This window comes from Kluyvera sp. NPDC087067 (assembly GCF_044745165.1).
In the GTDB taxonomy this organism is placed as follows: Bacteria; Pseudomonadota; Gammaproteobacteria; order Enterobacterales; family Enterobacteriaceae; genus Kluyvera.
Map to the genome: position 1 here is coordinate 13628 of NZ_JBIUZS010000013.1, position 24791 is coordinate 38418.

Annotated in this window: 23 protein-coding genes and 1 riboswitch; of the genes, 10 read left to right on the forward strand and 13 right to left on the reverse strand. The window is 54.1% G+C overall.

What is annotated here, in order from left to right:
- Nucleotides 1–56: 56 nt before the first annotated feature.
- The 4 genes from rpoC (at nucleotide 57) to ACIPDS_RS21360 (ending at nucleotide 7998) form a co-directional block, all read left to right on the forward strand.
- On the forward strand, nucleotides 57–4280 hold the full coding sequence (gene rpoC / locus ACIPDS_RS21345; RefSeq protein ID WP_400740199.1) for a DNA-directed RNA polymerase subunit beta': 4224 nt from the start codon (nucleotides 57–59) through the stop codon (nucleotides 4278–4280).
- Nucleotides 4281–4484: 204 nt separating this feature from the next.
- Nucleotides 4485–5447, forward strand: coding sequence for a sugar ABC transporter substrate-binding protein (locus tag ACIPDS_RS21350; RefSeq protein ID WP_400740202.1), 963 nt, complete (start codon nucleotides 4485–4487; stop codon nucleotides 5445–5447).
- A 75-nt stretch (nucleotides 5448–5522) separates the two neighbouring features.
- A complete protein-coding gene (locus tag ACIPDS_RS21355; protein ID WP_400740205.1) occupies nucleotides 5523–7052 on the forward strand; it encodes a sugar ABC transporter ATP-binding protein in 1530 nt (509 codons plus the stop codon).
- Nucleotides 7045–7998 (forward strand): ABC transporter permease, encoded by a 954-nt coding sequence (locus ACIPDS_RS21360; RefSeq protein ID WP_400740208.1) that lies wholly within the window; start codon nucleotides 7045–7047, stop codon nucleotides 7996–7998. Before ACIPDS_RS21355 ends, ACIPDS_RS21360 begins: the two co-directional genes overlap by 8 nt.
- Nucleotides 7999–8059: 61 nt before the next feature.
- Here ACIPDS_RS21360 and ACIPDS_RS21365 read toward each other — a convergent pair whose 3' ends face one another.
- The 11 genes from ACIPDS_RS21365 to rsd form a co-directional block, all read right to left on the reverse strand.
- Nucleotides 8060–8377, reverse strand: coding sequence for a PTS lactose/cellobiose transporter subunit IIA (locus ACIPDS_RS21365; RefSeq protein WP_166517297.1), 318 nt, complete (start codon nucleotides 8375–8377; stop codon nucleotides 8060–8062).
- 7 nt (nucleotides 8378–8384) lie between these two features.
- Nucleotides 8385–8690, reverse strand: a complete 306-nt coding sequence (locus tag ACIPDS_RS21370; protein ID WP_035895906.1) for a PTS sugar transporter subunit IIB — start codon at nucleotides 8688–8690, stop codon at nucleotides 8385–8387.
- Nucleotides 8691–8872: 182 nt separating this feature from the next.
- A complete protein-coding gene (locus ACIPDS_RS21375; protein ID WP_400740213.1) occupies nucleotides 8873–10414 on the reverse strand; it encodes a diguanylate cyclase domain-containing protein in 1542 nt (513 codons plus the stop codon).
- A 209-nt stretch (nucleotides 10415–10623) separates the two neighbouring features.
- A complete protein-coding gene (locus ACIPDS_RS21380) occupies nucleotides 10624–10773 on the reverse strand; it encodes a hypothetical protein (protein WP_400740215.1) in 150 nt (49 codons plus the stop codon).
- Nucleotides 10774–10786: 13 nt separating this feature from the next.
- Nucleotides 10787–11917 carry a 2-iminoacetate synthase ThiH gene (thiH, locus tag ACIPDS_RS21385; protein WP_400740217.1) on the reverse strand — a complete coding sequence of 377 codons (1131 nt, stop codon included), beginning with the start codon at nucleotides 11915–11917 and terminating at the stop codon, nucleotides 10787–10789.
- Nucleotides 11914–12684 (reverse strand): thiazole synthase, encoded by a 771-nt coding sequence (thiG, locus tag ACIPDS_RS21390; protein WP_166517294.1) that lies wholly within the window; start codon nucleotides 12682–12684, stop codon nucleotides 11914–11916. Before thiG ends, thiH begins: the two co-directional genes overlap by 4 nt.
- A gap of 1 nt (nucleotide 12685) precedes the next feature.
- Nucleotides 12686–12886 carry a sulfur carrier protein ThiS gene (gene thiS, locus ACIPDS_RS21395; RefSeq protein WP_400740221.1) on the reverse strand — a complete coding sequence of 67 codons (201 nt, stop codon included), beginning with the start codon at nucleotides 12884–12886 and terminating at the stop codon, nucleotides 12686–12688.
- The gene (gene thiF, locus ACIPDS_RS21400) at nucleotides 12870–13625 is read right to left on the reverse strand and encodes a thiazole biosynthesis adenylyltransferase ThiF (protein WP_400740224.1); all 756 of its coding nucleotides are present in this window, start codon (nucleotides 13623–13625) and stop codon (nucleotides 12870–12872) included. The genes thiS and thiF overlap by 17 nt, the downstream gene beginning before the upstream one ends.
- Nucleotides 13618–14253, reverse strand: coding sequence for a thiamine phosphate synthase (thiE, locus tag ACIPDS_RS21405; RefSeq protein ID WP_400740227.1), 636 nt, complete (start codon nucleotides 14251–14253; stop codon nucleotides 13618–13620). Before thiE ends, thiF begins: the two co-directional genes overlap by 8 nt.
- The gene (gene thiC, locus ACIPDS_RS21410; protein ID WP_400740230.1) at nucleotides 14253–16151 is read right to left on the reverse strand and encodes a phosphomethylpyrimidine synthase ThiC; all 1899 of its coding nucleotides are present in this window, start codon (nucleotides 16149–16151) and stop codon (nucleotides 14253–14255) included. The genes thiE and thiC overlap by 1 nt, the downstream gene beginning before the upstream one ends.
- Before the next feature lie 83 nt (nucleotides 16152–16234).
- Nucleotides 16235–16344: riboswitch (TPP riboswitch) on the reverse strand.
- A 53-nt stretch (nucleotides 16345–16397) separates the two neighbouring features.
- The gene (gene rsd, locus ACIPDS_RS21415; RefSeq protein ID WP_166517289.1) at nucleotides 16398–16883 is read right to left on the reverse strand and encodes a sigma D regulator; all 486 of its coding nucleotides are present in this window, start codon (nucleotides 16881–16883) and stop codon (nucleotides 16398–16400) included.
- Between the two features lie 97 nt (nucleotides 16884–16980).
- Here rsd and nudC point away from each other — a divergent pair, with 97 nt between their 5' ends.
- The 6 genes from nudC to ACIPDS_RS21445 all read left to right on the forward strand — a co-directional run bounded on the left by nudC (nucleotide 16981) and on the right by ACIPDS_RS21445 (nucleotide 21336).
- Nucleotides 16981–17754 (forward strand): NAD(+) diphosphatase, encoded by a 774-nt coding sequence (gene nudC, locus ACIPDS_RS21420; RefSeq protein WP_166517288.1) that lies wholly within the window; start codon nucleotides 16981–16983, stop codon nucleotides 17752–17754.
- Nucleotides 17755–17793: 39 nt separating this feature from the next.
- Nucleotides 17794–18858 (forward strand): uroporphyrinogen decarboxylase, encoded by a 1065-nt coding sequence (gene hemE / locus ACIPDS_RS21425; protein ID WP_400740235.1) that lies wholly within the window; start codon nucleotides 17794–17796, stop codon nucleotides 18856–18858.
- 9 nt (nucleotides 18859–18867) lie between these two features.
- Nucleotides 18868–19548, forward strand: a complete 681-nt coding sequence (gene nfi / locus ACIPDS_RS21430) for a deoxyribonuclease V (protein WP_400740238.1) — start codon at nucleotides 18868–18870, stop codon at nucleotides 19546–19548.
- Nucleotides 19549–19581: 33 nt separating this feature from the next.
- Complete coding sequence (locus ACIPDS_RS21435) at nucleotides 19582–20172, forward strand: YjaG family protein (RefSeq protein ID WP_166517285.1); 591 nt, start codon at nucleotides 19582–19584, stop codon at nucleotides 20170–20172.
- Nucleotides 20173–20358: 186 nt separating this feature from the next.
- Complete coding sequence (gene hupA, locus ACIPDS_RS21440; RefSeq protein WP_061284714.1) at nucleotides 20359–20631, forward strand: nucleoid-associated protein HU-alpha; 273 nt, start codon at nucleotides 20359–20361, stop codon at nucleotides 20629–20631.
- A 12-nt stretch (nucleotides 20632–20643) separates the two neighbouring features.
- On the forward strand, nucleotides 20644–21336 hold the full coding sequence (locus tag ACIPDS_RS21445; RefSeq protein WP_400740246.1) for a DUF1481 domain-containing protein: 693 nt from the start codon (nucleotides 20644–20646) through the stop codon (nucleotides 21334–21336).
- An 83-nt stretch (nucleotides 21337–21419) separates the two neighbouring features.
- Here ACIPDS_RS21445 and purD read toward each other — a convergent pair whose 3' ends face one another.
- Both purD and purH read right to left on the reverse strand, forming a co-directional pair.
- Nucleotides 21420–22709 carry a phosphoribosylamine--glycine ligase gene (purD, locus tag ACIPDS_RS21450; RefSeq protein WP_400740242.1) on the reverse strand — a complete coding sequence of 430 codons (1290 nt, stop codon included), beginning with the start codon at nucleotides 22707–22709 and terminating at the stop codon, nucleotides 21420–21422.
- A 15-nt stretch (nucleotides 22710–22724) separates the two neighbouring features.
- On the reverse strand, nucleotides 22725–24314 hold the full coding sequence (gene purH / locus ACIPDS_RS21455; RefSeq protein ID WP_400740244.1) for a bifunctional phosphoribosylaminoimidazolecarboxamide formyltransferase/IMP cyclohydrolase: 1590 nt from the start codon (nucleotides 24312–24314) through the stop codon (nucleotides 22725–22727).
- Between the last annotated feature and the right edge of the window lie 477 nt (nucleotides 24315–24791).

Here is a 24791-nt window from a genome sequence, read left to right on the forward strand (position 1 = left end):
TGGTGCCGGGGTAAGACCCGGCGCCAGATTGTGCTAACTCCGACGGGAGCAAATCCGTGAAAGATTTATTAAAGTTTCTGAAAGCGCAGACTAAAACCGAAGAGTTTGATGCGATCAAAATTGCTCTGGCATCGCCAGACATGATCCGTTCATGGTCTTTCGGTGAAGTTAAAAAGCCGGAAACCATTAACTACCGTACGTTCAAGCCTGAGCGTGACGGCCTTTTCTGCGCCCGTATCTTTGGGCCAGTAAAAGATTACGAGTGCCTGTGCGGTAAGTACAAGCGCCTGAAACACCGTGGTGTGATCTGTGAGAAGTGCGGCGTTGAAGTGACCCAGACCAAAGTGCGTCGTGAGCGCATGGGCCACATCGAGCTGGCATGTCCAACTGCGCACATCTGGTTCCTGAAATCGCTGCCGTCCCGTATCGGTCTGCTGCTCGATATGCCACTGCGTGATATCGAACGCGTACTGTACTTCGAATCATATGTTGTTATCGAAGGCGGGATGACCAACCTGGAACGTCAACAGATCCTGACTGAAGAGCAGTATCTGGACGCGCTGGAAGAGTTCGGTGATGAATTCGACGCGAAGATGGGTGCGGAAGCTATCCAGGCCCTGCTGAAAAGCATGGATCTGGAGCAAGAGTGTGAAACTCTGCGTGAAGAGCTGAACGAAACCAACTCCGAAACCAAGCGTAAAAAGCTGACCAAGCGTATCAAACTGCTGGAAGCGTTCGTACAGTCTGGCAACAAGCCAGAGTGGATGATCCTGACCGTTCTGCCGGTTCTGCCGCCAGATCTGCGTCCGCTGGTTCCGCTGGATGGTGGTCGTTTCGCAACTTCAGATCTGAACGATCTGTATCGTCGCGTTATCAACCGTAACAACCGTCTGAAACGCCTGCTGGATCTGGCTGCGCCTGACATCATCGTACGTAACGAAAAACGTATGCTGCAGGAAGCGGTCGATGCCCTGCTGGATAACGGTCGTCGCGGTCGTGCAATCACCGGTTCTAACAAACGTCCTCTGAAATCTTTGGCTGATATGATCAAAGGTAAACAGGGTCGTTTCCGTCAGAACCTGCTCGGTAAGCGTGTTGACTACTCCGGTCGTTCTGTAATCACCGTAGGTCCATACCTGCGTCTGCATCAGTGCGGTCTGCCGAAGAAAATGGCACTGGAGCTGTTCAAACCGTTCATCTACGGCAAGCTGGAACTGCGTGGCCTGGCCACCACCATCAAAGCCGCTAAGAAAATGGTTGAGCGTGAAGAAGCTGTCGTTTGGGATATCCTGGACGAAGTCATCCGCGAACACCCGGTTATGCTGAACCGTGCACCAACACTGCACCGTCTGGGCATCCAGGCGTTTGAGCCAGTACTGATCGAAGGTAAAGCTATCCAGCTGCACCCGCTGGTCTGTGCGGCATATAACGCCGACTTCGATGGTGACCAGATGGCTGTACACGTACCGCTGACGCTGGAAGCCCAGCTGGAAGCGCGTGCGCTGATGATGTCTACCAACAACATCCTGTCACCTGCGAACGGCGAGCCAATCATCGTTCCTTCTCAGGACGTTGTATTGGGTCTGTACTACATGACCCGTGACTGTGTTAACGCCAAAGGCGAAGGCATGGTGCTGACTGGCCCTAAAGAAGCTGAGCGTATTTATCGCGCAGGTCTGGCCTCTCTGCATGCGCGCGTTAAAGTGCGTATCACCGAATACGAAAAAGATGAAAACGGCGAATTCGTCGCGCACACCAGCCTGAAAGACACGACCGTTGGTCGTGCGATTCTGTGGATGATCGTACCGAAAGGTCTGCCTTACTCTATCGTCAACCAGGCGCTGGGTAAGAAAGCTATCTCCAAAATGCTGAACACCTGTTACCGCATTCTGGGTCTGAAGCCGACCGTAATCTTCGCTGACCAGACCATGTACACCGGCTTTGCCTATGCAGCGCGCTCAGGCGCATCTGTTGGTATCGACGACATGGTTATCCCAGAGAAGAAATACGAAATCATCAGCGAAGCAGAAGCTGAAGTTGCTGAGATCCAGGAGCAGTTCCAGTCTGGTCTGGTTACCGCTGGCGAACGTTATAACAAAGTCATCGATATCTGGGCTGCGGCGAACGATCGTGTATCTAAAGCGATGATGGACAACCTGCAAACTGAAACCGTTATTAACCGTGACGGCGTCGAAGAGCAGCAGGTTTCCTTCAACAGCATCTACATGATGGCCGACTCCGGTGCGCGTGGTTCCGCGGCACAGATTCGTCAGCTGGCAGGTATGCGTGGTCTGATGGCGAAGCCAGATGGCTCCATCATCGAAACGCCAATCACCGCGAACTTCCGTGAAGGGCTGAACGTACTCCAGTACTTCATCTCGACTCACGGTGCTCGTAAAGGTCTGGCGGATACCGCACTGAAAACAGCTAACTCCGGTTATCTGACGCGTCGTCTGGTTGACGTTGCGCAGGATCTGGTTGTGACTGAAGATGACTGTGGCACGCTGGAAGGCATCACCATGACCCCGGTTATCGAGGGTGGTGACGTTAAAGAGCCACTGCGCGATCGCGTATTGGGTCGTGTGACTGCTGAAGACGTTCTGAAGCCGGGCACAGCGGATATTCTGGTTCCACGCAACACTCTGCTGCACGAGCAGTGGTGTGACCTGCTGGAAGAGAACTCCGTTGACTCCGTCAAGGTACGTTCCGTTGTATCCTGTGACACCGACTTTGGTGTATGTGCGCACTGCTACGGTCGTGACCTGGCGCGTGGCCACATCATCAACAAAGGTGAGGCTATCGGCGTTATCGCGGCACAGTCCATCGGTGAGCCGGGTACACAGCTGACGATGCGTACGTTCCACATCGGTGGTGCGGCATCTCGTGCGGCTGCTGAATCCAGCATCCAGGTTAAGAACAAAGGTAGCATCAAGCTCAGCAACGCGAAGTCGGTTGTGAACTCCAGCGGTAAACTGGTGATCACTTCTCGTAACACCGAGCTGAAATTGATCGACGAATTCGGTCGTACCAAAGAAAGCTATAAAGTGCCTTACGGCTCTGTTATGGCGAAAGGCGATGGCGAGCAGGTTGCTGGCGGTGAAACCGTAGCAAACTGGGATCCACACACCATGCCAGTTATCACCGAAGTGAGCGGCTTCCTGCGCTTCACCGACATGATTGACGGCCAGACCATTACTCGTCAGACCGACGAGCTGACTGGTCTGTCTTCACTGGTCGTTCTGGATTCTGCAGAGCGTACTACGGGTGGTAAAGATCTGCGTCCAGCGCTGAAAATCGTTGATGCTAACGGTAACGATGTTCTGATCCCAGGCACCGATATGCCTGCTCAGTACTTCCTGCCGGGTAAAGCGATTGTTCAGTTGGAAGATGGCATTCAGATCAGTGCAGGTGATGCTCTGGCGCGTATTCCTCAGGAATCCAGCGGTACCAAAGATATCACCGGTGGTCTGCCACGCGTTGCGGATCTGTTCGAAGCACGTCGTCCGAAAGAGCCAGCTATCCTTGCGGAAATTACCGGTATCATTTCCTTCGGTAAAGAAACCAAAGGCAAACGTCGCCTGGTTATCACTCCGTTAGACGGTAGCGATCCATACGAAGAGATGATTCCAAAATGGCGTCAGCTCAACGTGTTCGAAGGCGAACGTGTAGAACGTGGTGACGTGGTTTCCGATGGTCCAGAAGCACCGCACGACATCCTGCGTCTTCGTGGCGTACACGCGGTAACGCGTTACATCACCAACGAAGTACAGGACGTTTACCGTCTGCAAGGCGTTAAGATTAACGATAAACACATTGAAGTTATCGTTCGTCAGATGCTGCGTAAAGCGACCATTGAGAATGCTGGTAGCTCCGACTTCCTGGAAGGCGAGCAGGTTGAATACTCCCGCGTTAAGATTGCTAACCGCGATCTGGAAGCGAACGGCAAAGTGGCAGCAACTTATGCTCGCGACCTGCTGGGTATCACCAAAGCATCTCTGGCAACCGAGTCGTTCATCTCTGCCGCATCGTTCCAGGAGACAACTCGTGTCCTGACCGAAGCAGCCGTTGCGGGTAAACGTGACGAACTGCGTGGCCTGAAAGAGAACGTCATCGTGGGTCGTCTGATCCCTGCTGGTACCGGTTATGCGTATCACCAGGATCGTATGCGCCGTCGCGCAGCGGGCGAGCAGCCAGCAGCACCGCAGGTCACTGCGGAAGATGCATCTGCAAGCCTGGCAGAACTGCTGAACGCAGGTCTGGGTGGTTCTGATAAAGACTAATCGCCTACGCTAGTGCGATAAGTTGAAAAGGCCTGTCATTATGACAGGCCTTTTTTATTGCCAATTTTTACCTTCCTCTCTTATTTCTGCACCGCCGGGAAGCATGCCGGGATATTGTGCAGTGCCTCACTCTGACCGCCATTTTGCTTGACTATACTGCATCGGGTATAGCGTCTTACCCTACCTTACAAAATGGATAACATTATGAATAAAAAAGTATTTTCTTATTTTCTTGGTGCGGCATCAGCGCTGGTTTTATCAGCCGCTGTAATGACTCCTGCGTATTCTGCTGATACGGCACCGCATAAACCGAAAATTGCATTGGTGATGAAATCACTGGCGAATGAGTTTTTCCTGACCATGGAAAATGGGGCGAAAGATTACCAAAAGAAAAATGCCGATAAATTCGATCTGGTTTCAAACGGTATTAAAAATGAAACCGACACTTCCAGCCAGATCCAGATTGTTGAGCAAATGATTGTCTCCAAAGCGGATGCCATCATCATTGCCCCTTCCGACTCAAAAGCGCTGGTGCCGGTTGTGAAAAAGGCGATTGATGCCGGGATCCTGGTGATTAACATCGACAACCAGTTCGATGCCGCAGTGTTAAAAGACAAAGGGCTGAACGTACCGTTTGTGGGGCCAAACAACCGTAAGGGCGCGAAAGACATTGGCGATTACCTTGCCAAACATCTGAAAGCCGGTGATGAGGTCGGCATTATCGAAGGTATTCCAACCTCCACTAACTCCCAACAGCGTACGCTGGGCTTCCAGGATGCCATGTCAGCGGGCGGAATGAAGGTCGTTTCCGTACAGTCCGGTCAGTGGGAAATGAACAATGCCAATACGATTGCGGCCGCGATGTTGAGTGAATACCCGAACATTAAAGCGCTGCTGGCGGACAACGATAATATGGCTCTGGGCGCGGTATCAGCGATTCGCGCTGCCGGGAAACGGGGTCAGGTGCAGGTTGTCGGCTATGACAATATCGAAGCGATTAAACCGATGTTGCAGGATGGACGCGTGCTGGCGACGGCAGATCAGTTTGCTTCTCAGCAGGCGGTATTTGGCATTAATACCGCGCTGGACGCGTTAAAGGCCGGGAAAAAACAGAGCGATCTTTCGGGCAGCGTCGAGACGCCGGTGAAACTGATTGTGAAGCAGTAACGCGCATCTGACTTTCTGGGGGACTGCGTGTCCCCCAGATTTTAAAGGGATTCGACAGAGCAGGTACGGGCGAAAATGGCTGATTATCAAGAAATTCTGTCAATGTCCGGCATCGGAAAAACCTACAACGAACCGGTGCTGAGCGATATTAATCTGACGTTATATGCCGGAAAGGTGCTGGCGCTCACGGGGGAGAACGGGGCCGGCAAAAGTACCTTGTCCAAAATCATCGGCGGCCTGATTCCGCCTACGACCGGCACGATGACCTACCTCGGACAGCCTTATGCCCCCGCCAGTCGCAAAGAGGCTGAAAAACTCGGTATCCGCATGGTGATGCAGGAGCTGAATCTGCTGCCGACCTTAACCATTGCCGAGAACCTCTTTCTGGAGACGTTACCCAACTGGGGTGGATGGATAAACCGTAAACGCCTGCGGGAGATGGCCTTGCCGGTAATGTCGATGGTGGGTTTGCAGACGCTTAACCCGGATATGCTGGTGGGAGAGTTGGGGATCGGTCATCAGCAGATGATTGAAATTGCCCGTAACCTGATTGGCGATAGCCGGGTGCTTATTCTTGATGAACCGACCGCCATGCTAACCAGCCGTGAAGTTGAGCTGTTATTTGCACAAATTCAGCTGTTTAAACAGCGCGGCGTTTCACTGGTTTATATCTCTCATCGCCTCGATGAGCTCGCGCAAATTGCCGATGATATTACGGTGCTGCGTGATGGTAACGTCGTCTGCACCGATGATATTAAGCGTTATAGCAGTGATCAGTTGGTTTCACTGATGGTGGGGCGCGACCTGGACAGCACTTTTGATGTGAGCGCCCGACGCCCGGGTAATCCGATACTGAAGGTGGAACATTTTTGCCGCGGCGACGCGTTACAGGATATCTCCTTAACGTTACATCGTGGCGAAGTTCTGGGTATCAGCGGGCTGGTTGGATCAGGAAGAACTGAATTGATGCGGGCGATTTTTGGCGCAGACCGTATAGATAGCGGGCAGTTGCTGGTGGGCGATCCCCTGAAACCCGTTATCCTCCGCTCGCCGTCGGAGGCGATTGCGCACCGTATCGCACTGGTGACGGAAGACCGTAAAGGGGAGGGGCTATTGTTGCCACACTCGGTGGCGGCGAATACCGCATTGGGTAACAGCGAAAAGGTCAGCCGCTGGTCATGGCTTAACGCTTTTCAGGAACGGCAGCTGGCGCAGAAGTACATTACCCGGCTGGGGATCCGCACCTCCGGGGCCGGGCTTGCAGTGGAGAGCTTATCCGGTGGGAACCAGCAAAAGGTGCTGATTAGCCGCTGGCTGGAGCGTAATTGTGATGTGATCCTCTTTGATGAACCGACGCGGGGTATCGACGTAGGTGCTAAGAGGGATATCTATCTACTGCTCAATGAATTAACGCAAAGTGGCAAAGGGCTAATCGTTGTCTCAAGCGATCTTAGAGAACTGATGCAGATTTGCGACCGCATTGTGGTGCTGTCTGCCGGTAAGTTAGTGGAGACATTTACCCGCGAGACCTGGACGCAGGATGCCATTCTGGCCGCGGCATTTTCTGGCTATCAACATGCCACAGGGAAATTACACGATGAGTAATACTTCGGTTTCATGGCGCGCGCTGAGCAGTTATCTGGGGTTAATTGGCGCGCTGCTGGCGATGATTATCCTGTTCTCGTTCCTGAGCGATCACTTTTTAAGTCTGAATACCTTTAGCACTATCGCCAACCAAATACCTGACCTGATGGTGATGTCGGTTGGGATGACGTTTGTATTGATTATTGCCGGTATCGATCTGTCGGTGGGCTCGGTTTTAGCGCTGTCGGCGGCGGTGGTGAGTGTCACCTATCTCAATCTACACTGGTCACCCTGGCTGGCGGCGCTCTCTGGCATTGTGGCCGCAACCTTTGTCGGCTCTCTGACCGGGCTTATCTCCGTTATCTGGCGTATTCCAACGTTTATTGTCTCACTGGGGATGCTGGAGATGGCCCGCGGTAGCGCGTATCAACTCACCGATTCGCGTACTGCCTACATTGGTTCGAGCTTTGACTTCCTTGCCGACCCTATCGTCCTGGGCATCTCACCGTCATTTGTTATTGCCATCCTCGTGATCATTGCGGGACACCTGGTGCTGACGCGCACCATTTTTGGTCGCCATCTGATTGGTATCGGCACTAACGAAGAGGCGGTGCGATTATCGGGGATTAATCCTGCGCCGTACAAAGTGATCGTTTTTGCGCTTATGGGCGCACTGGCCGGGCTGGCATCGTTATTTCAGGTCGCCCGTCTGGAAGCGGCCGACCCCAATGGCGGTGTGGGGATGGAATTGCAGGTCATTGCGGCAGTTGTTATTGGCGGAACCAGTTTGATGGGGGGCAGAGGATCCGTTATCTGCACGTTCCTGGGAGCGCTTATAATTTCAGTATTAGCGGCGGGACTGGCGCAAATTGGGGCGAGTGAGCCAACAAAACGGGTGATTACAGGTGCCGTTATTGTCGTTGCGGTAGTGTTGGATACTTACCGCAGCCAGCGGCAAAAAAGATAGCTCAAAGGCGAAAACGCACAAGGCCCCATCGGGTGCCTTGTGCGTTCTTAAGGTCGCGTGATTAGCTGACCAGAGGAATACGACGATACAGTTCAATCATATCGGTCGCCAGATCCTGAATGACCATCGCATTCATCAGGTGGTCCTGAGAGTGAACGGTAATCAGGTTAACCGGTAATTTACCCGTGCCTTCGTCAAGGCCGATGAGCTGGGTCTGGATACCATGAGCCTGTTTGACAAACTCACGAGATTCTTCCATCGCTTTTGCTGCGCCGTCAAAGTCACCTTTACGAGCAAGCTGCAACGCGGTTAATGCTGAACTCCGTGCGGCACCCGCATTGACCAGCAGCTCCATGATGATTGATTCTAAATCTTCCACGTCTTTATCACTCCATTAGCTTAAGGGCTTTCTCAAGCACGACATCGCCTTTCATCATGCCGTAGTCCATCATGTCGATAACGGCGACTTTTTTGCCCAGTGGGTCAGCCAGAGCCTGCAATTTAGCTTGCTCATACTTCACCTGCGGCCCAAGCAGCACGATATCGGCATCGTTGATATTTGCTTTAAATTCGGCCACTGGTACGGCTTTAATTGAGACCTCAATGCCTTTCTTCTGAGCGGCGTCTTTCATGCGTTGAACCAGCATACTGGTGGACATTCCCGCAGCGCAGCATAAAACGATATTCTTCATAAATGCTCCCTCATGACCGTGATACCTCATGTTTATCGCGAGCTGAAACGATCAACAACCGCTTTGCAGCGATTGTGTGTAAGGCATCACAAAGATCGCTTCAAAAAACTGAAACCGGTTACATTTTTCGTGAGAGAAAGAGATAAAACCCGCCAGGCGGGTTTTACTAACGACGGAGAAGTTTAAGAATCGGAGGTACGCAAGATGCGATTTTTTCCCTGACGTTTGGCTTTATAGAGTGCCTCATCGACGCTGGAAACCAGATGTTCGAGTGTTTCCAGATGCCATTCGCCAAGCCCTGCGCTGAAGGTGACTTTGAGCCCTTCTTCACGCCATGTCCGGCTGGCGACGTTTATCCGCCACAGCTCAAGTAACGCTTCCGCCTGTTGAACAAGTTCTGCCGTGAAGATCACCGCAAATTCTTCACCGCCATAACGATACAGCGAAAGCCCATGCGCCTGGAGAATAGTGATGCCTTCGCGGGCGACATTACGCAGCACGATATCGCCACTCAAATGGCCCCAGGTGTCGTTAATCGATTTAAAGTTATCAATATCGACTAACGCCAGCGCAAAAGGCTGATGCGTGTTCATTAGCTCGGTGATATCGGTGTCGAATGCCCAACGGTTTTTACATCCGGTCAGTGAGTCCACCGTGGCCTGTCTGACATAAGCACGTTCACGCTCTTTATTAACCTCAATGGCTTTGTGCAGCATCACTTCCAGCCCCGGCGCATGCTGGCTATTGCCGGTTTTGATGGCGTTGATGATATTCATCAGGATACCGCGAGATGCCTGGCGTAGGTACAAGCCGAAGGTGATGATGATGATCGCCGCCAGCGCAAAGCCCCAGCTGGCGATAATGCTTTCATGGTGAGCAAGTTGGCTGAGAGTTTTGCCCGAAACTTTATAAATAACAAACCAGTCGGGATTGGTAAACGAATAGTAGTAGTACCAGGTGCGGCTCGCTTTATCGAAAATCTCGCCGTCACCCGCTGTCATATTGCCGAGTAATTTTTCCGGGACTACGGTCTGAAAGAGCTTGCTGCTGTCCGGGTGGAGCAGAGCTTGGCCTTTATGATTCACCATAAAGAACTCACCTTTTACCGGTGGTTTCATTTGGCGCAGCGTATGACTCATTGCGGTGAGATCGAAGTGAAAGGCCAGCGTGCCTTTCAACTTACCGTCGGTCGAGATGACCGGTTTTGCCAGCGTGATGGTTTGCTGGTGGGTGAAGAAATCAACATAAGGTTGGGTATAACGACTAAAAATCCCGACATCGCCTTGATGAATAAACCACGGACGGCTGGTGGCATCGAATACGGGAGCATTGGCGCGTTCAATCGCCTGTGGCGCGCGAAGATAGTGGCCTTCAGTATCCGCAATAGAGAGCGAGGAAACCGTTGGCATCATCGATAATAACTGCATCATCGATTGCAGCCCTTTCTCCGGGTCCTTATTTACCACATTGTCGAGTTCATTATTGCGCGCTAAATAGGTCGTAGCGCGGCCTAAAATGTAGTCATTTTCGTGCAGGATAGATTCAGCGTAATTAACCGCGGTATTATGCGTGAAATTGCGGTTAATACCATGATAAGCATTGATAATATCATTTCTTTGAATCAACGTGACGAGCGTGGCGATGATAACAAAACAGAAGATAATGCTCGCAAAGCTAATAAAAATAGGGGTCGTAAACGACAGACTTCTGTTGGGATGTTTCATACGAGTTTCCAGTCCTGGGAAAATTGCAGAAAACCGGGGAAAAATAAGGGCTGCAATTCGTACAGTGCTTGTCTTTGAAAATTATAGTCCACCGGAAAAGCCGTGAGCATTCCTGTGCCACGAAAATTATACGTTACCGAATATAATATGAGTATTTAATCTGCACCTTTAGATTAAATCGCTAGAAAAATCTTATTGATATGAAAATATCATCCATCGAGATTGGGCAGGGCAACAGAGGAAGAAACGCTGCCCTGGTCAGCACCATGGCCGACCAACGCAGCGTAAGGAAGATAATTGCCGTGAGCAATACTCGCCATTTCACTCTGCGAGCCACTTTCCGGCCAATTTATCGACATGACTCAATTTGCATTAATGCTGCGAAGCGCGTCCCAACCAGCTATCCCAATCCTTCCAGACCGGCTGTAATCCCCGCGCCATCAATGCGCTGGCAACTTCAACCGGCGTGCGTCCATCGTGTGGGGCAAATTGTTCCAGCTCAGGATGATTGTCGGCATAACCCCCGGGCTGCGTTTTTGAGAAGGCGCTGACATTGTTGATGGCTAGCGGAATCACGTTGTCGCGAAACCATGGTGACTCGCGGGTAGAAAGGGATAGTTCGGTGTCCGGTGAGAACAGGCGAAAAGCGCAGATAACCTGTACCAACTGCCGTTCATCCATCAGTGACGCCGGTTCAATTCCGCCAGCGCACGGACGTAAGCGCGGGAACGAGATGGAGTAGCGACTTTGCCAGTAATGCTGCTGAAGCCACAGCAGATGCTCGGCGACCATAAAGCAATCCACCCGCCAGCTATCCGAAAGCCCAATCAGCGCGCCGAGACCGATTTTATCAATGCCCGCCTGACCCAGGCGGTCAGGCGTATCAAGACGCCATAAAAAATCCTGCTTTTTCCCCTTCAGATGGTGCTGCGCGTACATGCCTTCGTGGTAGGTCTCCTGGTACACCATCACGCCATCAAGCCCCAGCGTTTTTAACTCGGCATACTCCTCCATTGCCAGCGGCTGCACTTCCACATGCAACGAGGCGAACTGGCGGCGAATCTCCGGCAGATGGCGACGGAAGTAATCCATGCCGACTTTGGCTTGATGCTCGCCGGTAACCAACAGCAAATGCTCAAAGCCCAATGCCCGGATGGCCTCGCATTCGCGACGGATTTCGCTTTCGTCCAGCGTCTTGCGCTTAATACGGTTGCTCATGGAGAAACCGCAGTAAGTGCAGTCGTTCGCACACAGATTTGAGAGATACAGCGGGACGTAAAAACTGACCGTGTTACCAAAGCGCTGGCGGGTCAGTTTTTGCGCCCGCTGTGCCAGCGGCTCCAGATAATCAGCCGCCGCAGGTGAGAGCAGGGCCATCAGGTCATCACGGCTTAACGATGAGGCGTTGAGTGCTCGCTCGACGTCGGCCGCCGTTTTGCCGTTAATTCGCAGACGGATATCGTCCCACTCAAGCTGACGCCAGCGATCGCTGAACGTTTTCATACTAAGGCCTCCAGGAATCCGGTTAGCGGGCTGGTGGCGTTAGCCTGCCTGCTGCGCGCACCCGGTACGGCCCGACGCGCCAGAAGTCCCGCTTCCACCGCCAGCCGGAACGCCGTCGCCATCATCACCGGGTCGTCGGCTACGGCAATCGCCGTGTTCACCAGCACCGCATCGGCCCCCATTTCCAGCGCCTGCGTGGCATGACTGGGCACACCGATCCCTGCATCCACCACCACCGGCACGGTGGCCTGCTGAATAATAATCTCCAGCATGGCGCGAGTTTCCAGGCCCTGATTCGAGCCAATGGGCGCGCCGAGCGGCATCACCGCCGCACAGCCCACTTCTTCCAGCCGCTTACACAGCACCGGATCCGCGCCGCAATAGGGCAGCACCACAAAACCCTGCTTCACCAGCGCTTCGGCGGCCTTCAGCGTTTCGATAGGGTCTGGCAACAGCCAGCGGGCATCGGGATGAATTTCTAGCTTCAGCCAGTGCGTGCCCAGCGCTTCACGTGCGAGCTGTGCCGCAAAGATGGCTTCTTCTGCCGTTTTTGCGCCGGAGGTATTCGGCAACAGCGTGACTCCCGCGTCGATCAACGGCGCCAGGATAGCGTCGTTGTGATGGCGTAAATCCACGCGCTTCATCGCCAGCGTCACCAGTTGGCTGCCGGAGGCGCGAATGGCCTCCACCATCAGTTGAGGGGAGGCAAATTTTCCGGTGCCGGTGAACAGATGTGAATCAAACGTTTTGTCGGCTATACGTAACATATCAACCTCCCGCAATGACCTGGAAAAGCAGGATCTGGTCGCCTGCCTGTACGATTTGCTGTTCCCACCGCTCACGCGGCAGGATTTGTTGATTCAGCGCCAGCGCTGTGCCGGGTTTTAGCTGCCCAAGCTCAGCGAGCAGTGCGCTGACGCTTTGTCCTTCGGCACACTGGATAAGCTCATCATTAAACTGGATCTGCATGCCGCCCTCCGCATACCGGGCAGCCGAGGGCGCGGCGTAACGCCAGTCCGCGCCATTGGCTGGTTTTACCATCAAACAAGCGTAATTCGCCGCCAGGGCTTTCAATACCGCTGAGGAGCTTGATGGCTTCCAGCGCCTGCAATGTCCCCATAATGCCGACGACCGGGCCAATAATGCCCGCGGTGCGGCAGTTTCGTTCTGGCTCCGCATCGTCCGGCCATAAGCAGCGATAGCAGCCTTGCTCCCACGGCGGCGTCAGCACCATTAACTGGCCGCCAAAACCGACGGCGCTGGCGGTGATAAGCGGTGTGTCGGATGCCACGCAGGCGGCGTTGATCGCCTGACGCGTCGCCATGTTGTCGGTACAATCAAGCACCACATCGGCACGCGCTACCGCATGTTTGAGGGCATCGCCCGCCAGCCGTTGCTTGAGCGCCACCAGCTCGATATCCGGGTTGAGTCGGGATAGCCGCTGCTGTGTAACCTGAGATTTTGGGCGGGCAACGTCATCGGTTGTGAAGATAATCTGCCGCTGTAGGTTACTCAGGTGCACGTCGTCATCGTCGGCGAGCGTCAATGTCCCCACCCCGGCACCAGCCAGATACAGCGCGGCGGGAGAGCCTAATCCCCCTAAACCGACAATCAGCACGTGGCTTGCGAGCAGCTTTTGCTGTCCTTCAATCGCGATATCACCCAGTAAAATCTGGCGGCTATAGCGCATAAAGTCGCGATCATTCATCGCCCACTCCCGCGATTGAAAGCAGCTGTGACGTGGCTTCACGCCAGTCAACGGCCTGAGTGATAGCGCTGACCACGGCAATGCTGCCCACGCCGGTCGCCAGTACCGCTGGTGCGCGCGCAAGGCTGATACCGCCAATGGCGACGGTCGGGTAGTCGGCGAGACGTTCAATGTGATTCGCCAGTTGCGTCAGCCCCTGCGGCGCGGAAGGCATCTGCTTGGTTTGCGTCGGGAAAACGTGCCCCAGTGCGATATAGGACGGGCGAGCGGCGAGCGCCACGTCGATCTCCATATCATCATGGGTGGAAACCCCCAGGCGTAACCCGGCCGCCTGAATCGCTTGCAGATCGGTGGTTTCGAGATCTTCTTGCCCAAGATGTACGCCGTAGGCGTGGTGCTTAATCGCCAGTCGCCAGTAGTCATTGATAAACAGGCGGGCGTCATAACGACGCCCCAGTTCAATGGCGGCAATCACGTCGGCTTCGACCTCTTCATCACGCTTGTCTTTGATTCGCAGCTGGATTGTACGCACGCCCGCTGCCAGCAGGCGTTCAATCCACTGCACGCTGTCAACGACCGGGTATAGCCCTAAGCGAAAAGGTACCGTCGGGAATTCAGGCTGATACATCAGGCTTCCTCCTTTTTCAGGTAGATCTCGCCACCTTTGGCGCGGAAGTTTTCCGACATATCCGCCATTCCCACTTCAATGGTTTGCGCGGCAGCGTAGTCGCGCACCTCCTGGCTGATCTTCATCGAGCAGAATTTTGGCCCGCACATTGAGCAGAAGTGGGCCACTTTGCCGGATTCCTGCGGCAGGGTTTCATCGTGGTAGGCGCGAGCGGTGAAGGGATCAAGCGCCAGGTTGAACTGGTCTTCCCAGCGGAATTCGAAGCGCGCTTTTGACATGGCGTTGTCGCGGATCTGCGCGCCTGGATGGCCTTTGGCTAAATCGGCGGCATGAGCGGCAATCTTGTAGGTAATCAGCCCTTGCTTCACATCGTCTTTGTTTGGCAGGCCGAGGTGCTCTTTTGGGGTGACGTAGCACAGCATCGCACAGCCAAACCAGCCAATCATTGCGGCGCCAATCCCGGAGGTGAAGTGGTCATAGCCCGGCGCAATATCGGTGGTCAACGGCCCTAAGGTGTAGAACGGCGCTTCATGACAGTGCTCCAGCTCCTCGGTCATGTTGCGCTTAATCATCTGCATCGGCACGTGGCCCGGGCCTTCAATCATCACCTGCACATCGTACTCCCAGGCGATTTTGGTGAGTTCACCTAGCGTATGCAGCTCGGAGAATTGCGCTTCGTCGTTGGCATCCTGAATGGAACCCGGACGCAGACCATCGCCCAGCGACAGGGAAACGTCATAAGCGGCGCAAATTTCACAGATTTCGCGGAAGTGCTCAAACAGGAAGTTTTCTTTGTGATGAGAGAGGCACCATTTCGCCATAATCGAGCCGCCGCGTGAAACAATGCCGGTCAGACGTTTCGCGGTCATCGGCACGTAGCGCAGCAGTACGCCTGCGTGAATGGTGAAATAGTCCACGCCCTGTTCGGCCTGCTCCAGCAGCGTATCGCGGAACGCTTCCCAGGTCAGATCTTCGGCGATCCCGTTGACCTTCTCCAGCGCCTGGTAGATCGGCACCGTACCGATTGGCACCGGGCTGTTACGCAGGATCCATTCGCGGGTTTCGTGAATGTAGCGTCCGGTGGACAAATCCATCACCGTATCTGCGCCCCAACGCGTCGACCACACCAGTTTTTCCACTTCTTCTTCGATGGAGGAGGTGACCGCCGAGTTGCCGATATTCGCGTTAACTTTGACGAGGAAATTACGCCCGATAATCATCGGTTCTGATTCCGGGTGATTGATATTGGCAGGAATGATGGCGCGTCCGGCGGCCACTTCATCGCGCACGAATTCCGGGGTGATATTTTCAGGCAGGCTGGCACCAAAGCTCATTCCCGGGTGCTGGTGGCGTAAAACTTCGCTGCGGATACGCTCGCGGCCCATGTTTTCGCGGATGGCGATAAACTCCATTTCCGGGGTGACGATCCCCTGGCGCGCGTAGTGTAGCTGGGTGACGCAGCGCCCAGCTTTGGCCCGTTTTGGCGTGAGTAACCCGGTAAAACGCAGCTCATCAAGTCCGTCATCGGCCAGACGTTCTTTGGTATAGGCTGAGCTACGGTCGTCTAACTCTTCGCTATCGTCGCGCGCAACAATCCACGGCTGGCGCAGCTTTGCCAGACCCTGCTGGACGTTAATCGCCACCTGCGGGTCGCCGTATGGGCCGGAGGTATCATAGACCGGCACAGCTTCATTTTCTTCATACTGCGGGGTCTCTTTCGAGCCGCCAATCAGCGTGGGGCTAAGCTGGATTTCACGCATCGGAATACGGATATCCGGCCGTGAACCGGTAATGTAAATGCGTTTTGAGTTAGGGAAGGCGGTTCCTTCCAGGGTATCGATAAAGTGTTGGGCCTGGGCGCGCTGTTCGCGGCGGGATGGTTTAGTAGTGGCAGACATAGCTCATTCCAGAAAAAAGTAAGGATATGGCTTGTCAGACGACGGATGAAGCAAGAGGGAAGATCGCCCATGGGCGATGCAACTGAAGATTAACTCTTGTTCCCTTCGCAGGTCTTAACCTGATCAGGTTCCGCGGATCCCGAATTAACGGTCTCAGCCCGTGCTTACACACTGGGCACTCCGACAAGAAGCGACCTCTGATTATCAGAGGTAATGATTGTAAACTACGCGTTAATACATTAAATCTCAAGCCGGGCGTTTGAATTCGCCTTCGTTAAGCGTCTTAAAGGCCAGCATGATTAACTGATCTTCCAGCCGGAAACGGGCCTCTAACGCTTCACCAATATCAGAAAGCGCCTGCTGAAATTGAGAAACGTTGTCCTGGTCAATGGCGTTTTCCAGCGTCGAATCGTAGAAATCCATAATCAGTTGGGTATTTGCGTCCAGCTGTGGCCAGATTTTGGTGGCGTTTAAAAGCGGACTCTCGCCTTCCATTTTATGGATAATGCGTTCATAAATACTGAAATGACCGGCAGACAGATAGTCGACCAGCCGCTGGCAAAAGTTATCGAGCGCTTTTTCATTAAGCCGCATAAACGATTCTTTGCCAGGCTTAAGGCCAACCAAATCGTAGTACGCCACGAGCAGGTGCTTACGAATATTCAGCCAGCGGTCGACCAGTTTGTGGTGTCCATGAATACGCTCTTTTAGACTTTCTAACTGGTTTAACATAAGTTGACCCCGCATCGGTAAGATTAAATTCTGCTCACGTCATTATGTAATCATAATGTTAACAACATGCCTGTGAAGCAAAGGTTGCGCAAGAGATATGGATCGTATAATTGAAAAATGGGATCGCGGTTGGTGGATAGTCAGCCACGAACAAAAATTATGGCTGCCTGGTGGAGAAATACCCTGCGGCGAAGCGGTTAATTTCGATCTTGTGGGGCAGCGCGCGCTGCACATTGGTGAATGGGACAATCTGCCGGTGTGGCTGGTACAGCAACAACGTCGCCACGACATGGGGTCGGTGCGTCAGGTTCTCGACCAGGATGTCGGTCTGTTCCAGCTTGCCGGGCGTGGTGTACAGCTAACCGAGTTCTACCGTTCGCACAAATTCTGCGGTTACTGCGGCCACACCATGCATCCGAGCAAAACCGAATGGGCGATGCTCTGTAGCCACTGCCGCGAACGCTACTATCCGCAAATCGCGCCCTGCATTATTGTCGCCATTCGTCGTGATGATTCGATTCTGCTTGCGCAGCACGTTCGCCATCGTAACGGCGTACATACTGTGCTCGCGGGCTTTGTTGAGGTAGGCGAAACGCTGGAGCAGGCGGTGGCGCGCGAGGTGATGGAAGAGAGCGGTATCAAGGTGAAGAATCTGCGCTACGTGACCTCACAGCCGTGGCCGTTCCCGCAGTCGCTGATGACCGCCTATATGGCCGAGTATGACAGCGGCGATATCGTCATTGACCCGAAAGAGCTGCTCAACGCGAACTGGTATCGCTACGACGATTTACCGCTTCTCCCGCCGCCGGGTACCGTTGCGCGCCGTTTGATAGAAGATACCGTGGCAATGTGTCGGGCCGAATATGAGTGACATGTTACAATGAGCGCATCAACGCTAAAGGAATGTAAAATGACCGAACTGAAGAACGATCGTTATCTGCGTGCGCTGCTGCGCCAGCCCGTTGATGTCACCCCGGTATGGATGATGCGCCAGGCTGGCCGCTATTTGCCGGAGTATAAAGCCACCCGCGCTCAGGCGGGCGATTTTATGTCGCTGTGTAAAAACGCCGAGCTGGCCTGTGAAGTGACGCTGCAGCCGCTGCGCCGCTATCCGCTTGATGCGGCGATCCTCTTCTCCGATATCCTGACTATCCCGGATGCGATGGGGTTAGGACTCTATTTCGAAACCGGGGAAGGCCCGCGGTTTACCTCACCTATCACCAGCAAAGCTGACGTAGAAAAGCTGCCGATTCCTGACCCGGAAGGCGAGCTGGGTTACGTCATGAATGCGGTGCGTACTATTCGTCGTGAACTGAAAGGCGAAGTGCCGCTGATTGGCTTCTCCGGCAGCCCGTGGACGCTGGCGACCTATATGGTGGAAGGTGGTAGCAGCAAAGCCTTTACCGTGATTAAAAAGATGATGTATGCCGATCCAAAATCGCTGCATCTGCTGCTCGACAAGCTGGCGCAGAGCGTCACGTTGTACCTGAACGCGCAAATTAAAGCGGGCGCGCAGTCGGTGATGATTTTCGATACCTGGGGCGGTGTGCTGACCGGGCGTGACTATCAGCAGTTCTCGCTGTACTACATGCACAAAATCGTTGATGGCCTGCTACGTGAAAACGACGGTCGTCGCGTGCCGGTGACGCTGTTCACCAAAGGTGGCGGCCAGTGGCTGGAAGCGATGGCGGAAACCGGCTGCGATGCGCTGGGCCTCGACTGGACTACGGATATCGCCGACGCGCGTCGTCGTGTAGGCCACAAGGTCGCGCTGCAGGGCAATATGGATCCGTCCATGCTGTACGCGCCGGCACCGCGCATTGAAGAAGAAGTCTCGACGATTCTTGCCGGTTTCGGCGAGGGCGAAGGCCATGTCTTTAACCTCGGCCACGGCATCCATCAGGATGTGCCGCCGGAACACGCTGGCGTCTTTGTGGAGGCGGTACACCGCCTGTCGGCACAATACCACCGCTAAGGAATCAATATGGATCTCGCATCGCTACGCGCGCAGCAGCTTGAACTGGCTTCATCGGTGATCCGCGAGGATCGCTTTAACAACGATCCGCCGGCGTTGATCGGCGGGGCTGATGTCGGCTTTGAGCAGGGTGGTGAAGTGACGCGAGCGGCGATTGTATTGTTATCCTACCCTTCGCTGGAGCTGGTTGAGTACCAGGTGGCGCGCGTCGCCACCACCATGCCGTACATTCCCGGCTTCCTCTCTTTTCGCGAAACGCCTGCGCTGATGGCGGCGTGGCAGCAGCTTTCGCAAAAGCCCGATCTGTTGTTTGTCGATGGTCACGGGATTTCCCACCCGCGTCGTCTTGGCGTCGCCAGCCATTTTGGCCTGCTGGTGGACGTTCCCACCATTGGCGTGGCGAAAAAGCGGCTATGCGGTAAGTTTGAGCCGCTTGCCGCCGAACCCGGCGCATTGGCGCCGCTGTTGGACAAAGGTGAGCAGCTGGCCTGGGTCTGGCGCAGCAAAGTGCGCTGCAATCCGTTATTTATTTCGACCGGCCATCGCGTAAGCATGGATAGCGCACTGCAATGGGTGCAGCGCTGCATGAACGGTTATCGCTTGCCTGAACCTACTCGCTGGGCGGATGCGGTGGCATCCGGGCGACCGGCTTTTACGCGGCTTAAAGCCAAAACGCCCCATATCGGGTAAACTGCGGTTAATTTCCGTATTTGAGAACTCATCATGTTACAAAATCCGATTCATCTGCGCCTGGAGAAGCTGGAAAGCTGGCAGCACGTCACTTTTATGGCTTGCCTGTGTGAGCGCATGTACCCTAACTACGCCATGTTTTGTAAGCAGACGGAATTTGGGGATGGACAAATTTATCGCCGTATTCTCGATTTGGTTTGGGAATCGCTGACCGTCAAAGATGCCAAAATCAATTTCGACAGCCAGCTTGAGAAATTTGAAGAGGCGATTCCGGTCGCTGACGACTATGATTTGTACGGCGTCTATCCGGCAATCGATGCGTGCGTAGCATTGAGTGAGTTAATTCACTCTCGTTTAAGTGGTGAAACGCTCGAACACGCCATTGAAGTGAGTAAGTGTTCTATTACCACCGTGGCGATGCTGGAAATGACCCAGGCAGGTCAGGAAATGACCGATGAAGAGCTGAAATTGAACCCTGCCGTTGAGCAAGAATGGGACATTCAGTGGGAGATTTTCCGTCTTTTAGCCGAGTGTGAAGAACGCGACCTGGAACTGATTAAAGGTCTGCGTGCGGACCTCCGCGAAGCCGGTGAGAGCAATATTGGTATAAATTTTCAGCAATGAGACAATAAAACGTGATTTACCGCCTGAATTGTCACGCCTGAAGGCTTCACATCTGCCCCCCGTCTGGTCTACATTTGGAGGGCGAAAAAAAGTGGCTATCGGTGCGTGTATGCAGGTGGGTGCTTTTATGGCATTTCCGTCGCACTCGATGCTTAGCAAGCGATAAACACATTGTAAGGATAACTTATGAACAAGACTCAACTGATTGATGTAATTGCGGACAAGGCTGAACTGTCTAAAACCCAGGCAAAAGCTGCACTGGAATCCACCCTGGCTGCTATTACTGAGTCTCTGAAAGAAGGTGATGCTGTGCAACTGGTTGGTTTCGGTACCTTTAAGGTGAACCACCGCGCCGAGCGTACTGGCCGCAACCCGCAGACCGGTAATGAAATCAAAATCGCCGCAGCTAACGTGCCGGCATTTGTTTCAGGCAAAGCACTGAAAGACGCGGTTAAGTAAGATTGCGTGGCAGTGAACAGTTTTAAAGAAGGGGCGGCTTCGCCCCTTTCGTTTATCTGGCGCCGATTATCGGGGCTGGCTGGCGTACTGTTGCTGACAGCTTGTAGCCATAACAACGCATTACCCCCTTTTACCGCCAGCGGCTATGCTGACACGCAGGGTGCCGTGCGCATCTGGCGTAAAGATAGCGGCGACGAGACGCGCCTGTTGTCCGCCTTCAGCCCGTGGCACAGCGGCAGCACCTCAACCAGCGAGTACCGCTGGCAGGGCGATAAACTGCAACTTATCGAACTCAATATTTTCGCTCATCCCCCTGAACATATCCGCGCCCGTTTTGACAGCAACGGCGAGCTGAGTTTTATGCAACGGGAAGTGGATGGGCAAAAGCAGCAGCTCTCCAGTGACCAGGTTGCGCTGTATCGCTATCGCGCTGAGCAGATCCGCCAAACCAGTGACGCGCTGCGCCTGGGGAAAGTGGTGTTACGTCAGGGCCGCTGGCATGCTGACCAGAGCGTGACAACCTGTGAAGGGGAAACGGTGAAGCCTGATTTCGATAGCCGCGCACTGGGGCACATAGCCAGCCGTCAGAAGCGTTCAAGCGCAGAGGTGAGTATTGCCTGGCTGGAAGCGCCTGAAGGCTCTCAGCTCCTGCTGGTGGCGAATCAGGACTACTGTACCTGGCAGCCGACGGAAAAAACCTTCTAAGGTCTACTGACAGCGCCAAAAAAACGGGCGGCAACATAAAATGAAGCCACCCGTTAACTGGAGATGATTGTCAGGCTTAGCCGTTAGCTTTGCTCGCGCTCGATAGCGCGCCAGCCGATGTCGTTACGGCTAAAACTGCCGTCCCAGTGGATATCGGTCATTAACGCGTACGCGCGTTGCTGTGCTTGTGCAACGGTATGGCCCAGCGCAGTAGAACAAAGGACGCGGCCGCCGTTCGTCAGTACGCGCTCATCATCGGCAAGTTTGGTTCCGGCGTGGAACACTTTGCCGTCGACAGCTTCTTCCAGCGGCAGACCGTGGATAACGTCTCCGGTGCGATAGTCACCCGGATAACCGCCAGCGGCGATCACCACGCCGAGCGCAGCGCGCTCATCCCATTCAGAGGTTTTCTCGTCCAGCTTGCCGTCGCAGGCGGCTAGGCAAAGATCGACCAGATCCGATTTCATGCGTAGCATGATCGGCTGAGTTTCTGGATCGCCGAAGCGGCAGTTAAATTCGATAACCTTCGGATTGCCCTGCTTGTCGATCATCAGACCTGCATACAGGAAGCCGGTGTAGGTGTTGCCTTCCGCCGCCATGCCTTTGACGGTTGGCCAGATGATCCATTCCATGGTGCGCTGATGAACTTCATCCGTCACAACCGGCGCTGGAGAGTATGCGCCCATCCCGCCAGTGTTCGGGCCGGTATCGCCATTGCCGACACGCTTATGATCCTGGCTGGTGGCCATCGGCAGAACGTGCTCGCCGTCAACCATCACGATAAAGCTTGCTTCTTCACCGTCGAGGAACTCTTCAATCACGATGCGATGACCCGCATCGCCAAATGCGTTGCCAGCCAGCATATCGTGTACGGCGGCTTCGGCTTCTTCAAGCGTCATCGCCACGATGACGCCTTTACCGGCAGCCAGACCGTCGGCTTTGATAACGATCGGCGCGCCTTTCTCATGCAGGTAAGCCAGCGCGGGTTCGATTTCGGTGAAATTCTGGTACTCCGCCGTCGGGATCTTATGACGGGCAAGGAAATCTTTGGTGAAGGCTTTGGAGCCTTCAAGCTGTGCAGCGCCTTCGGTTGGGCCAAAGATTTTCAGGCCGGCTGCGCGGAACGCATCGACGACGCCAATCACCAGCGGCGCTTCCGGGCCAACGATGGTCAGGTCAATGTTCTCACGCTGGGCAAAAGCCAGCAGTGCCGGGATATCGGTGACGCCAATAGCCACATTTTGCAATGCAGGCTCCAGCGCGGTGCCCGCATTACCCGGAGCCACAAAAACGGTCTCGACGTTTGGCGACTGTACTGCTTTCCAGGCCAGGGCGTGCTCGCGCCCGCCGTTGCCAATAACTAATACTTTCATCGTCTGCTCCGTGAATTAATGGCGGAAGTGGCGCATGTCGGTGAAGATCATCGCAATGCCGTGTTCGTCGGCTGCGGCAATCACTTCTTCGTCGCGGATAGAACCGCCAGGCTGGATAACGCAGCTCACGCCGACGGCGGCAGCGGCATCAATACCATCGCGGAACGGGAAGAAGGCATCGGATGCCATGGCGGAACCTTTCACTTCCAGACCTTCATCGGCGGCTTTGATACCGGCAATCTTCGCAGAGTAAACGCGGCTCATCTGTCCTGCGCCTATCCCGATAGTCATGTTCTCTTTAGCGTAAACAATGGCGTTGGATTTCACGAACTTCGCAACTTTCCAGCAGAACAGCGCATCACGCAGCTCTTGTTCGGTCGGCTGGCGTTTAGAAACCACACGCAGTTCGCCTTCGGTGACCATACCCAGGTCACGATCCTGAACCAACAGACCGCCGTTCACGCGCTTGAAGTCCAGACCGGCAACGCGGTTGTCCCACTGACCACAGGTCAGGACGCGAACGTTCTGTTTGGCGGCGGTGATCTTCAGTGCTTCTTCTGTTGCAGACGGCGCGATGATCACTTCGACAAACTGGCGGGAGATAATCGCCTGTGCCGTTTCAGCATCCAGCTCGCGGTTAAATGCGATGATGCCGCCAAATGCAGACGTTGGATCGGTTTTGTACGCGCGGTCATAGGCGTCAAGAATAGAGGTGCTGACAGCCACGCCGCACGGGTTAGCGTGCTTGACGATAACGCAGGCCGGTTCGTTGAACTCTTTCACGCACTCCAGCGCCGCATCGGTATCAGCGATGTTGTTATAAGAGAGCGCTTTGCCTTGAACCTGTGTCGCAGTGGCAACGGAAGCTTCTTTAACATTCTCTTCTATATAGAAGGCAGCTTGCTGGTGGCTGTTTTCGCCGTAGCGCATATCCTGCTTCTTAATGAAGTTCAGGTTCAGGGTGCGCGGGAAGCGGCCAGCGGCTTCTTTGCTTTCGCCGTGATAGGCCGGAACCATGCTGCCGAAGTAGTTGGCAATCATGCTGTCGTAGGCGGCGGTGTGTTCAAAAGCTTTAATGGCGAGATCGAAGCGGGTATTGAGGGTGAGTGAACCGTCGTTCGCGTCCATCTCACTAATAATCGCGGTGTAGTCGCTGCTCTTGACCACGATAGCCACGTCTTTGTGGTTCTTGGCCGCAGAGCGAACCATCGTTGGGCCGCCAATGTCGATATTCTCGACCGCATCTTCCAGTGAGCAGCCGTCGCGGGCAACGGTCTCAGCGAACGGGTACAGGTTAACAACCACCATATCGATAGGTTCGATATGGTGCTGTTCCATAATGGCATCGTCCTGACCACGACGACCAAGGATGCCGCCGTGTACTTTTGGATGCAGGGTTTTGACGCGTCCATCCATCATTTCCGGGAAACCGGTGTAATCGGAAACTTCGGTTACCGGCAGGCCTTTCTCAGCTAACAGACGGGCGGTGCCGCCTGTAGACAGCAGCTGCACGCCGCGTGCGGAAAGTGCTTGGGCGAACTCGATGATACCGGCCTTGTCAGAAACACTGAGCAGAGCGCGGCGGACTGGACGACGTTGTTGCATGGTAAATCCCCTGGATTTGACTATTACAGAGAGCGTTAGGTGAATTCTTGCGGAAAAACTCAGCTAACGCCCCTTATGGGGCATCCTTGTTTTGCCGCAGCATTGTAACGAAAACGTTTGCGCAACGCTCGCGAATTTTTTTCTTTCCACCGAGCCTTGGATTTTCCCCCTCTATATAAGGGACAGAATGACAGGAACAGGGGAAATAATGATCCAGGATGTGGATAACTCTGTGTGTAAATTGGTATAAGGCGGGGTTCTGCTGGGGATTGCAGCAGTCAGTCATTTTTCTGTCATTTAAGGGTTGCGGGGTGAGAGAAACTCCCTATAATGCGACCCCACTGAGACGGCAAACGTGAATCACTTCACATTAACTAGCCGGTTCGGTTGAAGAGAAAAACCTGAAAATAAACGGTTGACTCTGAAAGAGGAAAGCGTAATATACGCCACCTCGCAACAGTGAGCGAAAGCCGTGTT